Source organism: Agrobacterium sp. NPDC090273 (assembly GCF_044772305.1).
Taxonomy (GTDB): Bacteria; Pseudomonadota; Alphaproteobacteria; order Rhizobiales; family Rhizobiaceae; genus Agrobacterium.
Window position 1 is genome coordinate 89,524 of the sequence record NZ_JBIVYN010000006.1, and the last position, 19,331, is coordinate 108,854.

A 19,331-nucleotide genomic window follows, 5' to 3' on the forward strand; every position below is an offset into this window, starting at 1 on the left:
GTTCCTCCTGTTAGCTTGCTCCAGGCATTCTTACGGGAGGAACATTCATGCCGAAAAAGATACTGATGATCGTTGGCGATTTCGCCGAAGATTACGAAACGATGGTGCCCTTTCAGACCCTTCTGGCTGTTGGTCATACCGTTCACGCCGCTTGCCCCGGAAAAAAGGCGGGCCAGTCCATCGCCACCGCCATCCATGATTTTGAAGGTGACCAGACCTACACGGAAAAGCGTGGCCATAATTTTGCGCTCAACGCGACTTTCTCTGAGATCAAGGTGGTTGATTACGACGCGCTTGTTATTCCAGGGGGGCGTGCGCCGGAGTATCTGCGCCTCAATGCGGATGTTCTCTCTGCGGTTAAACATTTCTTCGAAACGGATAAGCCGGTTGCCGCTGTTTGTCATGGCGCGCAATTGCTGGCGGCCGCGAACGTTCTAAAAGGGCGCACATGTTCAGCCTATCCGGCCTGTCGCCCCGAGGTTGAGCTTGCCGGCGGTACATATGCTGATATCGCCATCGATGCGGCTGTCACCGATGGCAAGCTGGTAACGGCACCTGCCTGGCCGGCTCATCCGGCGTGGCTCCGCCAGTTCATGACCGTTCTCGGTCAATAGACACGCGTCGGAACAGGGCTTTTACCAGCGCTGTTTCCCGTTTATCGTTCAGACTATGGTGAGGGAGGAAACCATGTGCAAGCTGTTCATCAAGGCGGATCCAGCGCTCTGGGAAAGCCATACCCGCTCGCTGCGGATTGACGGAATGGTCACAAGCGTCAGGCTTGAGAATTTCTTCTGGACAACACTGGATGAAATCGCCCGCAGGGACGGCATGAACAGTGTTCAGCTCATTGCCAAGCTTTACAATGAATCGATTGATGCGGGGCATGACCTCGGAAACTTTACCTCGTTCCTGCGTGTCTGTTGCGGTCGCTATCTCGCCCTGCAGTTATCCGGTGATATCCCGGCTCGTACGGATGTCGCGATCGCGGGACTGGACGCTGACAGCATTCTTGATTCCGAAAAGATCAATTACCACTGAGCGGCGGGGATGATGCGGCGCCGACAAGCGCCGCATCTGTTGCTCAGTTTTTCAGCGCGCGAGGGTCCAAGGCGTCTCGCACTGCATCACCGATATAGTTGACGCTCAGCACTGTGAGTGAGATCGCAAGTCCTGGCCACAGGACACGGGATGGGGTGAGCTGGAGAAAGTTTGCTCCATCAAACAACAGTCGCCCCCATGTCGGAAAGTCGGATGGGAAGCCGAGACCGAGGAAGGACAAAGCCGATTCCGTGATGATTGCCGACGCGATGCCAAGTGTTGCCGAAACCATGATAGAGCTCAGGACGTTTGGCAGGATATGGCGCAGGATGATGCGGTATTCGCGCATGCCGCTCGACTTTGCTGCCAGAATGAACTCCTGGTTCTTGATTGTCAGCACATCGCCGCGAACGATACGTGCCGTGTGCATCCAGCTCGTAATTCCAATGACGAAAACGATCAGGATGAATATCCCGCTTTCCGGGCCGAATGCCGCCCGGAGCGTGTCGCGAAACAGCATGATGATGACCAGTAGCAGGGGCAAAAGCGGCAGCGCCAGAAACAGATCGGTGAGGCGCATGAGCGGGCCGTCCAGCCTGCGGAAGTATCCCGACAGCACGCCCACCAGTGTGCCCAGGACAAGCGCAAGCAGCATGGCGGTGATGCCAACCGCAAGCGAGATACGTCCGCCAGCAAGGACTTGCGCGAGCATGTCCTTGCCAAGGTTGTCTGTCCCGAACGGGTGAGCCAGAGAAGGCCACTGGTTGCGGTCCTTCACATTGAGAGCATTGGGCGCGACTGTGTGGATATAGGGCCCTACGTAGACGGCGAGCAGAATGAACACAAAAACAATCAGTCCAACGACGCCGCCCTTGTGAGCCCTGAACTGTTTCCAGATATCGGCCAGTGCTGATTGTGTTGGAGTGGCGGCAACGGCTGGCGCTGCAACAGTGGCGTCAGTCATAGCGTATCCTCGGATCAAGAATGCCGTAGAGAACGTCAGCAATCAAATTGAAAAGCACGATCAGCACGGCAAAGATGAAGGTCAATGTTTGCACGAGCGGGATATCTGCACCCTGCACGGCGGTGATCAGCAGTTGACCAAGGCCGTTCACGCGGAAGATCTGCTCGGTGATGATTGCCCCCGAGAAGATTGTCGGAACGCCGAGTGCGATGACGGTAACAACCGGAATTAGACTGTTTCGCAAGACGTGTACCAACAGAACGGCCTTTTCCTTTACGCCCTTTGCTCTGGCTGTGCGGACATAGTCCTGATGAAGGTTGTCGAGCATGGAGGCTCGTACAAATCGGCTGATCTGTGAGACGTTGTAGAGCGTCAGCACCATCACTGGCAGGAACATCTGCTTTACCTGCGCCACGAAGCTTGCCCAGTCCGTGACCCTTAGGTTGGTGTCATAAACCGATGGAAACCACTGCAGATTGGAACTGAAGATGACGACAAGCAGAACACCTGTGAAAAAGGTCGGGACCGAATAACCGACCATTGAAACGAAGGTGCCGATCTGATCGAAGATCGAATATTGCTTGTAGGCGGAGATCACGCCGATCGGGATCGCCAGCAATGCTCCGAACAGGTAGGCAAGTCCAACAACCCACAAGGTCTGTGGCATGCGCTGGATGACGAGATCAACAACGGGGCTTCGGGTTGCCCAGGATAAAACGCGAGTGCGGTTGCCGTCACCGATCTGCCAGCCAGTGAGCTGTTCGAAAAGGTTGAGAGGTTCGTTGATGAAGAACTGTTGCAGCCACAAGAGGTAACGGATCAGGAAGGGCTGATCGAGACCAAGGGAAGCCCGGATCTGTTCGCGAACTTCTGGTGGGATCGTGAGCGGCAGATCGCCGGTCGGATCGTTGGGCGCCAGATCAAGCAGTGCGAAAATCACAAAGCTGATGACGAGAAGCGTCGGCACGGCAAAAAGAAGCCGTCGGAGCGTAAAAGTAAACATCGGAAAGTCTCCAGACCTTCAAGGAAATGCAAAGCGCCGGCTGCCCCATTGGGGAAGCCGGCGCGTGTTGCATCTTACTTCTTGCGGGACCAGTCAGCGACGTTCCAGAGTTCGGAATCCCAGGCGTTCATGCGAACCCCTTCGAGTGTCAGCGAATGAGATGAGACGCTGCCTCGGTGGATCAGAGGAATGTGCGCACCTTCTTCCGTCAGCATGTCATTGGCCTGCTTGGAAAGTTCAGCGCGCTTTGCCAGATCGGCGGTTTTGGAGAGTTCGCCGACGAGTTTGTCATAGGCCGGGTTGCAATAACGTGGAATATTCTGTCCCTGCCAGCCGGTTTCAGGAGCAGGGATCTTGTCGCAAAGCCACTCTGCCAGATATTTTTCCGCGTCCGTGCCATCGAAGTTGTTCGTGTACATTTCGACGTCGGCATAGAATTTCTGGAAGGTGTCCGGGCTTGCAGGGTCGCCACCGAAGAAGACGGACGCCGAGACGTTGCGCAATTCAGCGTCAACGCCAATCTGCGACCACATATCCTTGACCAGTTCCTGTGTTGCCTGGCGGACGGAGTTTGTCGATGTCTGGTAGAGGAAAGACAGCTTGACGCCGTTCTTGGCGCGGATGCCGTCGGAGCCTTTTACCCAGCCAGCATCATCAAGCAGCTTGTTTGCACCTTCGACATCCTGCTTGAGGCACCAGCTGTCGTTTTTGGTCGAGGCAATGGCTTCTGGAGCAGGAACAATGTTGCAGGTCGGTTTGCCGCCCTCTCCGTAACCGGCTTCGTCGATGATTTCACGATCGATGGCCAGAGAAAGCGCGCGACGAACCGCAGGATCGGACAGAGCCGGGTGCGGGCCGGCCTGCTTGGTGGAGCGTTTGTCACCAAGCGACGGATCGGCATTGTACCAGTTCAGATTGATACGTTCGACCTGAGTGCCGAACGCCGTTTCCAGCTTGCCTTTACCGGCCGCCACCATGGTTGCGAGGATTTCCGGCTCGACCTGCATGTTCCAGGCATAGTCGTATTCGCCGGTCTCCAGAACAGCGCGAGCTGCAGATGCAGCATCACCGCCACCCTTCAAAGTCGCGGTCGCAAAGGCCGGTTTGCTGGGGTCGCGATAGTTGGGGTTGGCAACGTAGCTGATAACGTCGTTTGGCTTGAAGTCCTTGACGACGAACGGGCCCGTGCCGATCGGACCAAAGTTGGCTGACGTGCAACCCGGTGCCGCAGCACCAACGCAGTTTTCGAACTGCTTTTTCTGAATGACGGGTGACTGTGCGCCGACAAATGCCGAATAGGGGTAAGGCTTCGGCTCGGTGAAGGTGATTTTTACAGTGTGGGGATCTACCGCTTCAACACTTTTGACGCCTTCGTATTGCGCAGCCTGGGCGCAGCCGCCATCTGGTGCGGTGCAATATTTCCAGGTGAAGATCACGTCTTCGGCCGTGAACGGCGTGCCGTCAGACCACTTCACGTCCTGCTTCAGCTTCCAGGTCATGCTGAGCAGATCTTTGGCGACGCCGCCATTGTCGATTGTCGGGATCTCGCTCACAAGCATCGGAACGAGCTCACCTTTTTCGTCGTAACGGGCAAGCGGCTCGATGACCATAGACGAGCTGTAGACCTCTTTCGTGCCACCCGAAAGATAAGGATTAAGCGTCGATACGGCCTGCCAGAACAGGATCTTCAGTTCGCCGTCGCTGCCTCGCTCGGCATGGGCGGCAGAGCCTGCCAGGGCCAGTGCCGCGACAGTGCTGGCAAATAGAACGCTGCGCTTTTTCATTGTATTTTCCCCTTTTTGGATTTTATCCGTTTGAATGTCTATGACGCCTTTCCTCAAGCGTCTTATGCAAAGCCTATTTATTTAAGTATTTGACTTTGCTCGGAAATACTCCTCGCATTCCCCATGATGCTATTGTTGGATTTTTTGAAATGCAACCCCCAAAGTTTCGGCGGTGAACAAAATTTGTGCCGTGAGGTTGAGGGCCTAATTTTCGCGCATGCAGCAAAATTCACACTTGCAAAACTGAAAAATCCCATCGCAATATGCCGACCAACAATCCGGCGGGGAACAAAAAAAGGAAAAGCGGGAATGCCGATATTGAACCGAGTGGCCGAAATGCAGGAAGAAGTTGCCGGCTGGAGGCGCCATCTGCATCAGACTCCGGAACTGCTCTATGACGTTTTCGAAACGTCGAAATTTGTGGCCGAAAAACTGCAATCCTTCGGTTGCGATATTGTGGAAACAGGCATCGGCAAGACGGGCGTTGTCGGCATCATCAAGGGGCGTCATGGCGATGGCCCGACGATCGGATTCCGTTCCGACATGGATGCGCTGCCGATCCTGGAAACCAGCGGCAAACCATGGTCTTCCAAGACCCCTGGCAAGGCCCATTCCTGTGGTCATGACGGCCATACTGCAATGCTGCTGGGGGCAGCCCAATACCTTGCCGAAACCCGCAATTTCAAAGGTTCGGTCGCCGTGATTTTCCAGCCGGCGGAAGAGGGTGGGGCTGGTGCGCTTGCTATGCTGAACGACGGCATGATGGAAAAGTTTGGCATTTCGCAGGTCTACGGAATGCACAATGAGCCGGGCATTCCAGTCGGCAACTTTGCCATCCGCAAAGGCTCGACGATGGCGGCAGCCGACAGTTTTGAAATCACCATCACGGGCAGGGGCAGTCATGCCGCCGCGCCGCACCTTTCGATCGATCCGGTACTGACGTCTGCACACGTCATCATCGCACTGCAATCAATCGTTTCGCGGGAGATGGACCCATTGAAGTCGCTCGTGGTGACGGTCGCGACGACGCATGGCGGAACGGCGTCGAACGTCATTCCGGGCGCTGTGACGTTGACGGGAACGGTGCGAACTCTTTTGCCGGAAACACGTGATTTTGCCGAAAAACGCTTGAAAGAAGTGGCGACGGCCACCGCGATGGCACACGGCGCCACAGCCGAAGTGAGATATGACCGCGGTTACCCCGTCACCTTCAATCACGCCGAAGAAACCGAGTTCGCGACCGGCGTAGCCATGGGGGTGGCAGGTAAGACAGCCGTCAACACCAACCCCAACCCTCATATGGGCGCAGAGGATTTTTCCTACATGCTTGAGGCACGTCCAGGCGCGTTCATATTCATCGGCAACGGTGACACCGCAGGTCTGCACAATGCCGCTTATGATTTCAACGACGATGCGCTGCCTTACGGCATCAGCTACTGGGTTTCGATGGCCGAAACCGCACTCGCTGCGTGAGACAACTGGCGGCCCCTGTGGCCGCCTTCTGCTTTTCAGGAGAACAGCATGCTTTTGGCGGCAACGTCCATGGAACAGACTGGCGGTTCAGTGAGCCCGGTCCTCTCGGTACAGAACATGACCACGTCCTTTCGCGTCGACGGCGCCTGGAAACCTGTGGTCCGTAACATGAGCTTCGAGATCGCACCGCGTGAAACGGTCGCGATCGTTGGTGAGAGCGGTTCAGGAAAAAGCGTCACCTCACTGTCTATCATGCGCCTTCTCGACAAGAAATCGAGCAGGATTGAGGGTAGGGTCATGCTCGGTGGTCGCGATCTACTGGCATTGCCCGAAGAGGAAATGCGCAGGGTCCGTGGCAAGGACATCTCGATGATTTTCCAGGAGCCGATGACCAGCCTCAACCCGATCTTCCCGATCGGCAAGCAGATTGCCGAGGCTTTGACCGTGCATCAGGATATTTCGTCGGCGGCAGCAAAGGCCGAGGTGATCCGTCTCCTGGAGAAGGTACGTATCCCGAATGCCAAGAATCGTTTCGATGAGTACCCACACCAGTTTTCGGGTGGCATGCGCCAGCGCGTGATGATCGCCATGGCGCTTGCCTCGAAACCCAAGCTCCTGATCGCTGACGAGCCGACGACGGCTCTGGATGTCACGATCCAGGGGCAGATCCTCGACCTTATCAAGACACTGCAGGAAGAAGAGGGCATGTCCGTTCTCTTCATCACGCACGACATGGGTGTTGTGGCAGAGGTTTCGGATCGTACGATCGTCATGTTCCGTGGCGATGTTGTGGAAACCGGTACGACCGACGACATTTTTCATCGCGGCAAGCATCCCTATACCCGCGCGCTTTTGTCGGCCGTGCCAAAGCTCGGTTCCATGAAGGAGCGCGAACTGCCTTCGCGTTTCCCGATCATCGATATCAAGACCGGTGAAAGCCAGCCTGTTATTGAGGTCAAGGATACCGTGTCGACGTCGAGAACGCCAATTCTGGCGGTCAAGGACTTGACCACACGCTTCGACATTCGCTCCGGCCTGCTGGGGCGTAAGTCTGGCGCGGTGCACGCGGTTGAAAAAGTCTCGTTTGATCTCGCTGAAGGTGAAACGCTATCATTGGTGGGAGAATCCGGTTGTGGAAAGTCCACCACCGGTCGATCCATCACGCGCCTGATCGAGCCCACATCCGGCAATGTCATGCTGGATGGCTACGAGGTTATGAAGCTCGACAAGACAACGCTGCGCACCATGCGGCGCAGTGTGCAGATGATTTTCCAGGACCCGTTCGCCAGTCTCGATCCGCGCATGAGTGTCGGTGCGGCGATCATGGAGCCGTTCGTGGAACATCGTCTCGGCTCAAAGAGCGAAGCACGAGATAAAGCTGCCGACCTCATGGGAAAAGTTGGGCTGAGTGCGGATATGATGAAGCGTTTCCCGCACGAATTTTCAGGCGGACAGCGCCAGCGCGTGGCAATCGCGCGTTCGCTGATGCTCGATCCCAAGGTTATCGTTGCAGACGAGGCGGTGTCTGCGCTCGACGTTTCCATCAAGGCTCAGGTCTGCAATCTTCTCCTGGATCTGCAGCAGAACCTGAATCTCGCTTTCCTTTTCATCTCTCATGACATGGCGGTCGTAGAGCGGGTAAGCCACCGTGTCGCGGTGATGTATCTCGGTGAAATCGTCGAAATCGGCCCACGTGCGGCGGTCTTTGACAACCCGCAGCATCCCTATACGCGCAAGCTGATGTCGGCAGTTCCCGTACCCGATCCTGCACGACGGCAGATGAAACGCAACATGGCGACGGATGAGATCAAGAGCCCGATCCGACCAGTCGACTACGTTCCGCCTCAACGGAACTATCGCGAAGTCTCGCCTGGCCACCTGGTGCAGGAAGCAGCGTAACGCCGCAACGTGCTTTCGACATCTGGAAAACCGCCCTCGACCGCAAGGAAGGGACGGTTACCGGTGTTGACCGCGCATATGGGTGTCTCCGTCAATCGACACATATAAACATCTGCTTTGGCGGGAATATCCGTCTGAACGCTCTTCGGCGCTCTACGGCTTTTGTGCTGTCCGCTGCAGTCGTTTCCAAGTGACAAGCGCGTTTCGAGCCCCCTTCATGTGTTTGACACGTGACGGCAAATAATGTCAGCACATGTTTAGGCAATACGGACAAGGACGGCGAGATGGCCAAACGAAGCGAAGCAGCACATGGGCGGCTTGACGATGCGGCACGCGCCGGCTGGCTTTACTATGTCGCAGGCCGTACGCAGGACGAAATCGCTGCCGCGATGGGGATTTCGCGCCAATCAGCGCAGCGCCTCGTCTCGCTTGCTGTTGCCGAACGGCTAATCAAGGTTCGCCTTGATCACCCAATCGCGGCCTGTCTCGAAAAGTCTGAGAGGCTCAAAGAGCGGTTTAACCTGAAACATGCGGAGGTCGTGCCGAGCGACCCTGCGGGCGTCTCGTCGACAGTGGGTATTGCTGAGGCGGGGGCGGCTGAAATCGAACGTTGGCTTAAAAGTGCTGAGCCGATCGTGCTGGCCGTAGGAACCGGACGTACGCTGAAGGCGGCCGTGGACCAGTTGCCACCGATGGAGTGCCCGCAACATCGGATTGTTTCCTTGACCGGCAATATAGGGCGGGATGGATCTGCGGCCTACTACAACGTCATCTTCTCGATGGCTGATGCGATCAAGGCACGACACTTTCCGATGCCGTTACCGGTCCTATGCTCGTCTGCCGAAGAGCGCGAGTTGCTCCATGATCAATCCATCGTGCGCTCTACGCTGGCGTTGGGTGCTACGGCATCCGTGACGTTTGTCGGGGTCGGGGAACTCGGTGAAAATGCGCCTCTCTGCCTAGATGGTTTTCTTGGGGTCGACGAGATGAAGGCCCTGATGGAAAACGGCGCGGTCGGGGAGATCTGCGGCTGGTTTTATGATGCTGATGGCAAGGTGCTGGATCACCCCGTCAATGAGCGGGTGGCCTCTGTTCCGATCCCATCACGAGACACTTGCACCGTTATTGGTCTTGCTCAGGGGCAGCGCAAGCAATCCTCGATTCTCGCTGCTTTGCGGGGAGGTCTGCTGAACGGCATCATCACTGATGAAGCGACAAGTGAATATTTGCTCACGCATTGAGCAAAAAATAACTCAATAAAATCAATGTTCTGTTTTTTTGATGTGCGCCGCAGCACAGGATGTTGCTTGACTTTTATCGCCTCCAGGTGAGTAAATGCTCCAGAGCAAAGCGAATGCTCAATATTTCTTCTGGGAGGAAGATATGACGTTGAAGACCATTTTGCTGGGCGCCTGCTCGGCTCTCGCTTTTTCCACCCTTGCTTCTGCTGAAACGCTGACGATCGCCACCGTAAATAATGGCGACATGATCCGCATGCAGGGGCTTACCTCCGACTTCACGGCCAAGAACCCTGACATTCAGGTCGAATGGGTCACGCTCGAAGAAAACGTTCTGCGTGAACGTGTGACAACGGATATCGCCACCAATGGCGGTCAATACGACATCATGACCATCGGCAACTACGAAGTGCCGATCTGGGCCAAGCAGGGCTGGCTGCTGCCGCTCGAAAAACTTGGCGACAAGTACGACGTGGACGATCTCCTGCCCGCAATTCGTGGCGGTCTGTCCAATGAGGGTAAACTTTACGCCGCTCCATTCTACGGTGAATCCGCGATGATCATGTATCGCAAGGATCTGTTCGATAAAGCCGGTCTGAAGATGCCTGAAAACCCGACCTGGGAATTCATCGGTGACGCGGCGCGCAAGGTTACCGACCGCTCTGCCGACATCAACGGTATTTGCCTGCGCGGCAAGGCCGGTTGGGGCGAGAACATGGCCTTCATCACGGCTCTGACGAACTCGTTTGGCGGCCGATGGTTTGATGAAAACTGGAAGCCCCAGTTCGATCAGCCCGAATGGAAAAATGCTCTGCAGTTCTACGTCGATCTGATGAAGGATGCCGGCCCTTCCGGTGCATCGTCGAACGGCTTCAACGAAAATCTGACGCTGTTCCAACAGGGCAAATGCGGCATGTGGATCGATGCGACCGTCGCAGCATCCTTCGTGTCTAACCCGAAAGACTCCACTGTGGCCGACAAGGTTGGCTATGCGATCTTCCCAACGCAGGGCGAGTTGAAGAACCATGGCAATTGGCTGTGGTCCTGGAACCTTGCGATCCCGAAGAGCTCGCAGAAGTCTGACGCGGCCGAGAAGTTCATTGCCTGGGCAACCAGCAAGGAATACACGGACCTCGTCGCTTCCAAGGAAGGTTGGGCAAACGTGCCTCCAGGTACGCGCACCTCGCTTTACAAGAACGCCGAGTATGAAAAGGCGGCTCCATTCGCCAAACCGACGCTTGCCGCCATGGACGCTGCCGATATCACCAAGCCGACCGTCAAGCCGGTTCCCTATACGGGTGGTCAGTTCGTAGCGATCCCTGAGTTCCAGGCGCTCGGCACGACGGTTGGTCAGCTCTTCTCGGCTGTTGTCGCCGGTCAGTCGAGCGTTGACGATGCACTGGCAGGTGCTCAGTCCACCGCAACGCGTGAGATGACCCGCGCTGGATACATCAAGTAATCCTCCCGAAGATCGCTGTCCGGCAGGCTTGCCGGGCAGCGATATACTTCAGGGTTACAATTATGCCGGGCCGAGATAGTGGGCCCGGCTGTCATCCGATCCAATCAAGAACAAAAAAGGCCAGCGTGCTGCTTCGGCGACAACTGGCATAACCGGAATGTGGGAGGTTGCCATGGCGACGCGGAACACAAGTGGTTTGGCGCGGCTGATGCTTGCACCGTCTGTATTGCTGCTGCTGGTTTGGATGATCGTGCCTCTGGCGATGACGCTGTGGTTTTCGTTCCAGAACTACAATCTTCTGAACCCGGCCAATGTCAGTTTTGCTGGGCTCTTCAATTATCAGTTCTTCTACACCGATCCGGCCTTCTTCCAGTCCATCTGGAACACACTCCTGATCGTCGGGGGTGTCCTGCTCATAACGGTTGTTGGCGGTACCGCTATCGCATTGCTGCTTGATCAGGAGATTTTTGGACAAGGTATCGTCCGTATCCTCGTCATTTCGCCATTTTTCGTGATGCCGCCGGTCGCCGCACTGGTCTGGAAGAACATGATAATGCATCCCGGCTACGGGGTACTTGCTGATCTAGCACGCTTCTTTGGCCTGCAACCGGTCGACTGGTTCGCGCAATTTCCGCTTCTGTCCATCATCATCATCGTTGCGTGGCAATGGTTGCCGTTTGCGACGCTGATCCTGCTTACGGCCCTGCAATCGCTTGATGCCGAGCAGAAGGAGGCGGCGGAAATGGATGGCGCGAATTTCGTCAACCGCTTCATCTATTTGACGTTGCCGCATCTTTCCCGAGCCATCACGGTTGTTATTCTGATCCAGACGATCTTCCTGCTCGGTGTCTATGCAGAAATCCTCGTTACCACCAACGGTGGTCCGGGTTACGCCTCCACCAACCTCGCCTTCCTCATCTACCGCACCGCGCTGCTCGGTTACGACGTCGGTGGCGCATCGGCCGGCGGCATCATTGCTGTAATCCTCGCCAACATCGTCGCCATCTTCCTGATGCGCGCCGTCGGCAAGAACCTCGATCGCTAAGGGGATAAAGATCATGGCACGCAAAACATCCACCCGCTCCAAGATCGGCTTTTCTCTTGCCGCATGGGCAGTTGCCCTCATCCTGTTCTTTCCGATCCTTTACGCCTTCCTCACATCCATCAAGACGGAGCCTGAAGCGATCGCCGGGTTTAGCCTCATTCCTTCTGGAACATTGGAAAATTATATCACGGTGCAGACGCAGCGCGATTACTTCAAGCCGTTCATGAATTCCGTGGTCCTGTCGCTCGGTTCAACGATCATTGCACTTATGATCGCCATCCCGGCTGCATGGGCAATGGCCTTTTCTCCGACGAAGCGCACCAAGGACATCTTGATGTGGATGCTCTCCACCAAGATGATGCCGGCGGTTGCCGTTCTGGTGCCGATCTACCTGATTTTCCGCAATGCCGGCCTTCTCGATACCCGCATTGGCCTGACGATCATGCTGACCTTCATCAATTTGCCCATCGTCATATGGATGCTCTACACCTATTTTCGCGAAATCCCGGGGGAAATCCTTGAAGCGGCACGTATGGATGGAGCCTCGTTGTGGAACGAGATCATTCATGTCCTCACCCCGATGGCAGTTCCAGGCATAGCCTCGACACTTCTCCTGAACGTCATCCTTGCGTGGAACGAATCCTTCTGGACCATCCGGTTGACGACGACGAATGCAGCACCGTTGACGGCATTCATCGCCTCCTTCTCCAGTCCGCAGGGGCTTTTCTGGGCAAAGCTTTCGGCAGCCTCGATGATGGCGATCGCACCGATCCTTGTCATCGGCTGGTTTTCACAAAAACAACTTGTGCGCGGCCTGACCTTTGGCGCGGTGAAATAACAAGGAACGATAAAAATGGGCAGTATTTCGCTAAAAAAAGTCTCCAAGGTCTTCGGTGAAGCCAAGGTCATCCCCTCTATTGATCTTGATATCAACGATGGCGAATTTGTCGTGTTTGTCGGTCCTTCCGGTTGCGGAAAGTCCACGCTCCTGCGTCTCATCGCGGGTTTAGAGGATGTCTCGGGGGGGCAGATTGTCATTGATGGCAAGGATGTAACCGAAAAGGCTCCTGCCGAACGTGGCCTTGCTATGGTGTTTCAGTCTTACGCGCTCTATCCGCATATGAGCGTCAGAAACAACATCGCCTTTCCGCTGAAAATGGCCAAACTCGACAAGGCCGTGATCGACAAGAAGGTCGAAGATGCTGCACGTGTTCTCAATCTGACCGATTATCTTGAGCGTCGTCCCTCGCAGTTGTCCGGTGGTCAACGCCAGCGTGTTGCCATCGGTCGCGCCATCGTCCGCGAACCGTCTGCCTTCCTGTTCGATGAACCGCTCTCCAACCTGGATGCGGCGCTGCGAGGCACAATGCGGCTCGAAATCTCCGAGCTGCACAACACCCTTAAGACGACGATGATTTACGTCACGCACGATCAGGTCGAAGCCATGACAATGGCTGACAAGATCGTCGTGCTGAACCGCGGCAATATCGAACAGGTCGGGTCTCCGATGGAGCTTTACCGCAGCCCCGCAAACCTCTTCGTCGCCGGCTTCATCGGTTCGCCGCGCATGAACCTCATCACGGGTGACTACGCGCGTGCCAAAGGTGCGGCAACTGTCGGTGTCCGTCCCGAGCATCTTTCGCTTTCCAAGGAAAATGGAGTATGGCGGGGTACTGTTACCGTTGCCGAACATCTCGGCTCCGACACTTTCCTGCACCTCGACGTAGATGGCATCGGTCCGGTCACAGCGCGCGCCGATGGCGAATTTGCCTGCAAGCATGGTGACACGGTTTTCATTTCGCCAGACGAGACCAAGATCCATCGCTTCAATGAAAAAGGCGTCGCATTATGAGTGGACGTCTGAACGGCAAGTCGGCCCTCATCACAGGGTCGGCCCGCGGCATCGGTCGCGCATTTGCCGAAGCCTATGTGCGGGAAGGCGCGACGGTTGCAATTGCCGACATCAATTTCGAGCGCGCCGCAAAAACAGCCAATGAGATCGGCGAGAATGCCTATGCGGTAGAGCTCGACGTCACGAAGCAGCATTCGATCGATACAGCAATCCGGACTGTGGAAAGCCGACAAGGTGGCATCGACATTCTCGTGAACAACGCTGCACTGTTTGATCTGGCACCTATCGTTGAGATCTCGCGCGACAGCTACGATCGACTGTTCTCCATCAACGTTTCAGGCACGCTCTTCATGATGCAGTCAGCGGCGAAGTCGATGATTGAGCGCGGCAACGGCGGCAAGATCATCAACATGGCCAGCCAGGCTGGTCGCCGCGGTGAAGCCCTCGTCGCCGTTTATTGTGCCACCAAAGCCGTCGTCATCAGTCTGACGCAGTCAGCCGGACTGGATCTCATCAAACACGGCATCAATGTCAACGCGATCGCACCCGGCGTGGTGGATGGCGAGCATTGGGACGGTGTCGATGCCCTCTTCGCAAAATACGAAAACCGGCCGCGCGGCGAAAAGAAGAAGCTTGTTGGTGAGGCGGTACCGTTTGGCCGCATGGGCCGCGCTGAAGATCTGACCGGCATGGCGATTTTCCTCGCCTCCGCAGAAGCCGAATACATCGTCGCCCAGACCTACAACGTGGATGGCGGCAACTGGATGAGCTGATTGCAGAATGCACAAGCATTCTCCTGTTGGCACGAACAACGTTTCCCTTTTGAGGATCGTCACATGACATGCAAACTCTCACTTGCAACACTCGATGAAGCCAAAAAAACGGCATCGGTTCCGGCCTATTCCCGTTCTGATCTCAGTGCCGGAATCGTGCACTTTGGTGTCGGCAATTTTCATCGTGCCCATCAGGCGGTCTATCTTGATGACCTCTTCAACATGGGGGCCGACCAGGATTTTGCGATCGTTGGAGCCGGTGTTTTGCCTTCCGATGAGTTGATGCGTGAGAAGCTTGCTGCCCAGGATTTCCTGACCACTGTTGTGGAGCAGGACAACAATCGCACCGGCGCCCGCGTCACGGGCCCAATGATCGACATCCTGCCGGTGGGGGTTGCGCAGACCACGATCGAGGCGCTGTCCGATCCAAAGATCCGGATCGTTTCGATGACCATCACCGAAGGCGGTTATTTCATTGATGCATCTGGGGACTTCAATCCCTCCCATCCCGCAATTGTCGGAGATGCAAACAGCCCGTCGTCACCGAAGTCGGTGTTCGGATTGATCGTTGCGGGATTGAAAGCCCGCCGCGACAAGGGCATCCAGCCATTTACGATCATGTCCTGCGACAACATTCCTCATAACGGCAAGGTTACGAAAAACGCTGTTGTCGGGCTTGCGGCGCTCTCCGATCCTGCCTTTGCCACCTGGATTGGCGACAATGTCTCGTTCCCGAATTCCATGGTTGACCGGATAACGCCTGCAACAGGTGAGCGTGAGCGCAACATAGCCCGCGACGAATTCGGTATCGAGGACAATTGGCCGGTCTTTTGCGAAGAGTTCAAGCAATGGGTGATGGAGGACAAGTTTCCTGCAGGTCGACCGGCGCTTGAAAAGGCAGGGGTCCAGTTCGTGCCCGATGTCGCACCCTACGAACATATGAAAATTCGCATCCTCAACGGCGGTCACGCGGCGATCGCTTATCCCGCTGCTCTTCTTGATGTCCATTTCGTACATGAAGCGATGGAGCACCCGCTCATCCGTTCGTTTCTCGCCAAGCTTGAAAAAGAAGAAATCATTCCGATCATTCCCCCTGTGCCAGACACGGATCTGAACGAATATTTCGATCTGATCGAACGCCGCTTTCTCAATCCGAAGATCGGGGACACTATTCCGCGTCTTGCGCAGGATGGCTCCAACCGCCAACCGAAATTCATCCTGCCATCCACGGCTGACCGTCTGGCCTCGGGCCAGGACATCGTCGGGCTGTCTCTCGTTTCCGCGCTCTGGTGCCGGTATTTCTACGGAACGTCCGACAGCGGCAAACAGATTGTGTTCAATGACGCCAGCGCCGAACGGCTTCAGGCTGCAGCCATCAAAGCGAAGGACGATCCGATGGCGTTTCTCGCGTTGCGTGACATCTTCGGTGAGGTTGCCGAATCGGAGCTTTTCCGTAAACGCTTCGCCCACGCGTTGGCGACGCTGTGGAAAGATGGCACCGCCAATACGCTGCAACTTTATCTGGACGGCAAGCTGGCCGAGACGTGATGCGAATGTGCGACGGGAACGAACCTCTGCTGATTTTCGATTGCGACGGCGTCCTCGTCGATAGCGAGCCTGTTTCCATCGCAGTCCTGCTCGACATGCTTTCCCATCTCGGTCTGGAGATGGGAGAGGAGGAGGCCTATAACCGGTTCCTCGGCCGTAGCGTATCGAGCATGACGGCGACTTTGTTTGATGATTACGGCATCGAAACGGATATCGATTTTCTCGATCACATGCGCGCAACACTGTTCGAGCGGTTTCGAACCGAGTTAAAACCGATCTCCGGAATTGCCGAGACGCTGGACAGGTTGTCTGCGCCACGCTGTGTTGCCTCGTCCAGTCAGCCGGAGCGTATCCGCTATTCCCTTGGTCTGACGGGAATTCTCGACCGTTTTGAACCGCATATCTTCAGCGCCACCATGGTGAAGAACGGCAAGCCGGCCCCTGATCTTTTTTTACATGCCGCGCGTGAGATGGGTGCCAGCCCAGGTCACTGCATCGTCATCGAGGACAGCCCGGCAGGTATCGCCGCGGCAAAAGCGGCAGGAATGACCGTCTTTGCTTTCACGGGCGGTTCGCATGCACGTTTTCCCGCCTTTCGGGAAAAAATCGCTGGGCTCGGCGCAGATGCGGTGTTTGACGCGATGCCGGATTTGGTCCAACTTGTCGACGGTTATTTGGGGCGGGTTGGCTCTGGCAAGCAGGTGGAACGTGGTGCGCTCTGAGGCGAACAATGCCATCTCCTGGTCTACGGTCGTCGCGCGAGGGATGGAAACCGAAACCTGATGCGTCATAATCTCGTCGCTGTCGATGTCGGTACGGGCAGCGCACGTGCCGGCATTTTTGATCCGGCCGGTAGGCTGCTTGCGCGTGCGACAAATCCGATCGTCATGATCCGGCCGCTAGAAAACCATGCCGAGCATGACTCCACAGACATATGGGATGCGGTCTGTAAAGCGGTTCGTACAGCTCTCGTCGACGCTGAGGTTTCGGCTGAAAGCGTTGCTGCAATCGGCTTCGACGCGACCTGTTCATTGGTGATACGCGGGCGTGATGGCCAGCCAGTATCCGTGTCGACAACAGGTGAAGATCGGTTCGACACAATTGTATGGCTTGATCATCGGGCCATAGCAGAGGCGGACTTTCTCACCGATAGCAGGCACCGGGTTCTGGATTTTGCCGGAAAGAGCATGTCTCCGGAAATGCAGATGCCGAAACTGATGTGGCTGAAAAAGCATATGCCAGAGAGTTGGTCACGGATGGGCTATGCTTTTGATCTGGCTGACTTCCTGACCTGGAAGGCTACTGGATCGGCCCAGCGTTCCAATTGCACGTTGACAGCGAAATGGAATTTTCTGGCGCAGGAGAAAACTGGCTGGCAGACAGATTATCTTGCTATGGCAGGGTTATCCGATCTCGTTGAACGGGCAGGCCTGCCTGAACTGACGGTTCAGCCGGGTGGCAGCATGGGCACCCTGACGCCGGATGCTGCCGCCGAACTTGGTCTTGACTGCCAGTGCCACGTCGCGGCAGGAATGATAGATGCCTATGCCGGTGCGCTTGGTGCGCTCGGTGGTTCTCTTCAATCGGACGTTGGCAGACACGTGGCGCTGATTGCCGGCACCTCAAGCTGCCTTGTCGCTTTGTCCGAAGAGCAGATGCCTGGACAGAGCCTGTGGGGGCCTTATTGGCAAGCGGTATTGCCCGATCACTGGCTGGTCGAGGGCGGCCAGTCTGCGACGGGGGCGCTTCTCGATCATATCGTCCGGATGCATGCTGCGGGTGGCGAACCAAATCCGCAATTGCACGGGCGTATCGTCAGCCGTGTCATGGAGTTGCGTGCCCGAGAAGGCGATACTTTCGCCGATCGGCTGCATGTCTTGCCCGATTTCCACGGCAACCGATCCCCCTTGGCCGATCCTCATGCGGTCGGTGTCATCAGTGGCCTGACGCTCGATACCTCCTTCGACAATCTGTGTCGGCTTTACTGGCGAACGGCGGTCGCAATAGCTCTCGGAGCACGCCACGTTCTCGATACGATGGAAGGTTTCGGCTACGTGATCGAGACACTTCATGTGACCGGTGGACATGTGAAAAATCCGCTCCTGATTGAGCTTTATGCTGACGTTACCGGGAAGCGCATCGTTGTTCCCAAAACTGCCGACGCCGTCCTGCTCGGAACGGCAATGACGGCGGCATCGGCCGGCCATGTGTACGATGGCCTGGCAGCAGCGGGCGCTGCGATGTATCCGGGCGGAGACGAGGTTCCGGTGAGCGCGTCCGCAGCGAAGGGTTACGACAGGGATTACCGTCGTTTTCTTGCCATGCATCGTCACAGGCAGGAACTGGAAAGCCTTTGAGCCACGGTCAGGCGCTGAGCGCGCGCTTCAGGCTCGTCAGGTTTTTCAGCCGGGCCTTGCACACCTCGTCGGCGTTTGCCGCCAATGTGCACAGTGCAAACTCCATCAATGAAACGAGTTGAAGCAGACCTTGTCCGCCACTTGGAACAAGCGGCATGGCGAGACAGATGTCGGCGCTTTCCGGACCCCACTCATAGAAGCGGGTCGTAATCAGCAGCGTTCGATATCCGCTTTTGCGTGCGGTGGTTGAAAGCCGCTGCAATGTTGCCAGGTTGCCGCCGCCATCCATCATGATGAGCAGGGTGCTGCGTGGGTCGGAATCCCACACTGACACGTAGGCAGAACTGTCGCTGCTGAGGTAATGAACGTTTTTGCGATATTCCAGCATGCGTCCATGGAAATATCGGCCGGCGCCTGACCCTTCTGATGAGGGAGCAAGAAAGACCTGAGGCGCGGCTGCAATCTCGTTCATGGCAAGTCGCCAGACCGGTTGCGATGTCATGTCGAAAGCGGTCTGAACGGCCTGTATTTGTTGCAGTAACAATTGAGAAAATGGGTTCGTATGGCTTTGTTCATTTTCCTTTGTCGGGACACGCTCAGCGCCAGCCGTTTCCTCCGCTTGCCTGAGATCGGCGCGGATGTCGCTGAACTGGCGATATCCGAGCGATCGCAGAAAGCGACCGACTGTCATGGGGCTCAAGCCGAGTTTGGCGGCGAGCGTTGCGGCCGTTTCAAAGGGTAATTCGTCCAGGTGCTCGATCAGATATTTGGCGATCTTGCGTTCGGACGGTGTCCCGCCTTTCATGGCACGTGTCAAATTGAGTAGCAGCTTTTCCACCAACGCCTCATTCATTCGTGTTTAATGGACGATGTTATGTTTGTAAGGCTGCCGACTGGA

17 protein-coding genes are annotated in these 19,331 nt (G+C 56.1%); 13 read left to right on the top strand and 4 right to left on the bottom strand.

The window, feature by feature from the left end; all coding sequences use genetic code 11:
* Window positions 1-47: 47 nt before the first annotated feature.
* Both ACIQT8_RS16915 and ACIQT8_RS16920 read left to right on the top strand, forming a co-directional pair.
* The gene (locus tag ACIQT8_RS16915; protein WP_400967411.1) at window positions 48-614 is read left to right on the top strand and encodes a DJ-1/PfpI family protein; all 567 of its coding nucleotides are present in this window, start codon (window positions 48-50) and stop codon (window positions 612-614) included.
* A gap of 73 nt (window positions 615-687) precedes the next feature.
* Window positions 688-1,038, top strand: a complete 351-nt coding sequence (locus ACIQT8_RS16920; protein WP_262528237.1) for a ribbon-helix-helix domain-containing protein — start codon at window positions 688-690, stop codon at window positions 1,036-1,038.
* A 43-nt stretch (window positions 1,039-1,081) separates the two neighbouring features.
* Here the strand turns inward: ACIQT8_RS16920 and ACIQT8_RS16925 are convergent, their stop codons facing one another.
* From ACIQT8_RS16925 to ACIQT8_RS16935, 3 genes are all read right to left on the bottom strand, one after another.
* Entirely contained in the window at window positions 1,082-2,002 is a 921-nt protein-coding gene (locus ACIQT8_RS16925; protein WP_138793444.1) for an ABC transporter permease, read from the bottom strand.
* Window positions 1,995-3,005, bottom strand: a complete 1,011-nt coding sequence (locus ACIQT8_RS16930) for an ABC transporter permease (protein ID WP_138793443.1) — start codon at window positions 3,003-3,005, stop codon at window positions 1,995-1,997. Before ACIQT8_RS16930 ends, ACIQT8_RS16925 begins: the two co-directional genes overlap by 8 nt.
* A gap of 74 nt (window positions 3,006-3,079) precedes the next feature.
* A complete protein-coding gene (locus tag ACIQT8_RS16935; RefSeq protein ID WP_400967417.1) occupies window positions 3,080-4,789 on the bottom strand; it encodes a peptide ABC transporter substrate-binding protein in 1,710 nt (569 codons plus the stop codon).
* Window positions 4,790-5,098: 309 nt separating this feature from the next.
* Here ACIQT8_RS16935 and ACIQT8_RS16940 point away from each other — a divergent pair, with 309 nt between their 5' ends.
* The 11 genes from ACIQT8_RS16940 (at window position 5,099) to ACIQT8_RS16990 (ending at window position 18,433) form a co-directional block, all read left to right on the top strand.
* The gene (locus ACIQT8_RS16940; protein WP_400967420.1) at window positions 5,099-6,262 is read left to right on the top strand and encodes a M20 aminoacylase family protein; all 1,164 of its coding nucleotides are present in this window, start codon (window positions 5,099-5,101) and stop codon (window positions 6,260-6,262) included.
* 48 nt (window positions 6,263-6,310) lie between these two features.
* Window positions 6,311-8,161: an ABC transporter ATP-binding protein gene (locus ACIQT8_RS16945; RefSeq protein ID WP_138793440.1), complete on the top strand. Its 1,851-nt coding sequence runs from the start codon at window positions 6,311-6,313 to the stop codon at window positions 8,159-8,161.
* 284 nt (window positions 8,162-8,445) lie between these two features.
* Window positions 8,446-9,402 (top strand): sugar-binding transcriptional regulator, encoded by a 957-nt coding sequence (locus ACIQT8_RS16950; RefSeq protein WP_138793437.1) that lies wholly within the window; start codon window positions 8,446-8,448, stop codon window positions 9,400-9,402.
* Window positions 9,403-9,544: 142 nt separating this feature from the next.
* On the top strand, window positions 9,545-10,858 hold the full coding sequence (locus ACIQT8_RS16955) for a sugar ABC transporter substrate-binding protein (RefSeq protein WP_262528241.1): 1,314 nt from the start codon (window positions 9,545-9,547) through the stop codon (window positions 10,856-10,858).
* 172 nt (window positions 10,859-11,030) lie between these two features.
* Window positions 11,031-11,903: a carbohydrate ABC transporter permease gene (locus tag ACIQT8_RS16960; RefSeq protein ID WP_262528242.1), complete on the top strand. Its 873-nt coding sequence runs from the start codon at window positions 11,031-11,033 to the stop codon at window positions 11,901-11,903.
* Window positions 11,904-11,916: 13 nt separating this feature from the next.
* On the top strand, window positions 11,917-12,741 hold the full coding sequence (locus tag ACIQT8_RS16965; protein WP_262528243.1) for a carbohydrate ABC transporter permease: 825 nt from the start codon (window positions 11,917-11,919) through the stop codon (window positions 12,739-12,741).
* A gap of 15 nt (window positions 12,742-12,756) precedes the next feature.
* Entirely contained in the window at window positions 12,757-13,755 is a 999-nt protein-coding gene (locus ACIQT8_RS16970) for an ABC transporter ATP-binding protein (protein ID WP_138793433.1), read from the top strand.
* Window positions 13,752-14,528 (top strand): L-iditol 2-dehydrogenase, encoded by a 777-nt coding sequence (locus ACIQT8_RS16975; RefSeq protein WP_400967427.1) that lies wholly within the window; start codon window positions 13,752-13,754, stop codon window positions 14,526-14,528. The genes ACIQT8_RS16970 and ACIQT8_RS16975 overlap by 4 nt, the downstream gene beginning before the upstream one ends.
* 63 nt (window positions 14,529-14,591) lie before the next feature.
* Window positions 14,592-16,076, top strand: coding sequence for a mannitol dehydrogenase family protein (locus ACIQT8_RS16980; RefSeq protein ID WP_400967430.1), 1,485 nt, complete (start codon window positions 14,592-14,594; stop codon window positions 16,074-16,076).
* Window positions 16,077-16,081: 5 nt separating this feature from the next.
* On the top strand, window positions 16,082-16,798 hold the full coding sequence (locus tag ACIQT8_RS16985) for an HAD family hydrolase (RefSeq protein WP_400967433.1): 717 nt from the start codon (window positions 16,082-16,084) through the stop codon (window positions 16,796-16,798).
* Window positions 16,799-16,858: 60 nt separating this feature from the next.
* Entirely contained in the window at window positions 16,859-18,433 is a 1,575-nt protein-coding gene (locus ACIQT8_RS16990; RefSeq protein WP_400967436.1) for an FGGY-family carbohydrate kinase, read from the top strand.
* 7 nt (window positions 18,434-18,440) lie between these two features.
* Here the strand turns inward: ACIQT8_RS16990 and ACIQT8_RS16995 are convergent, their stop codons facing one another.
* On the bottom strand, window positions 18,441-19,271 hold the full coding sequence (locus ACIQT8_RS16995) for a MurR/RpiR family transcriptional regulator (protein WP_400967439.1): 831 nt from the start codon (window positions 19,269-19,271) through the stop codon (window positions 18,441-18,443).
* Window positions 19,272-19,331 lie beyond the last annotated feature (60 nt).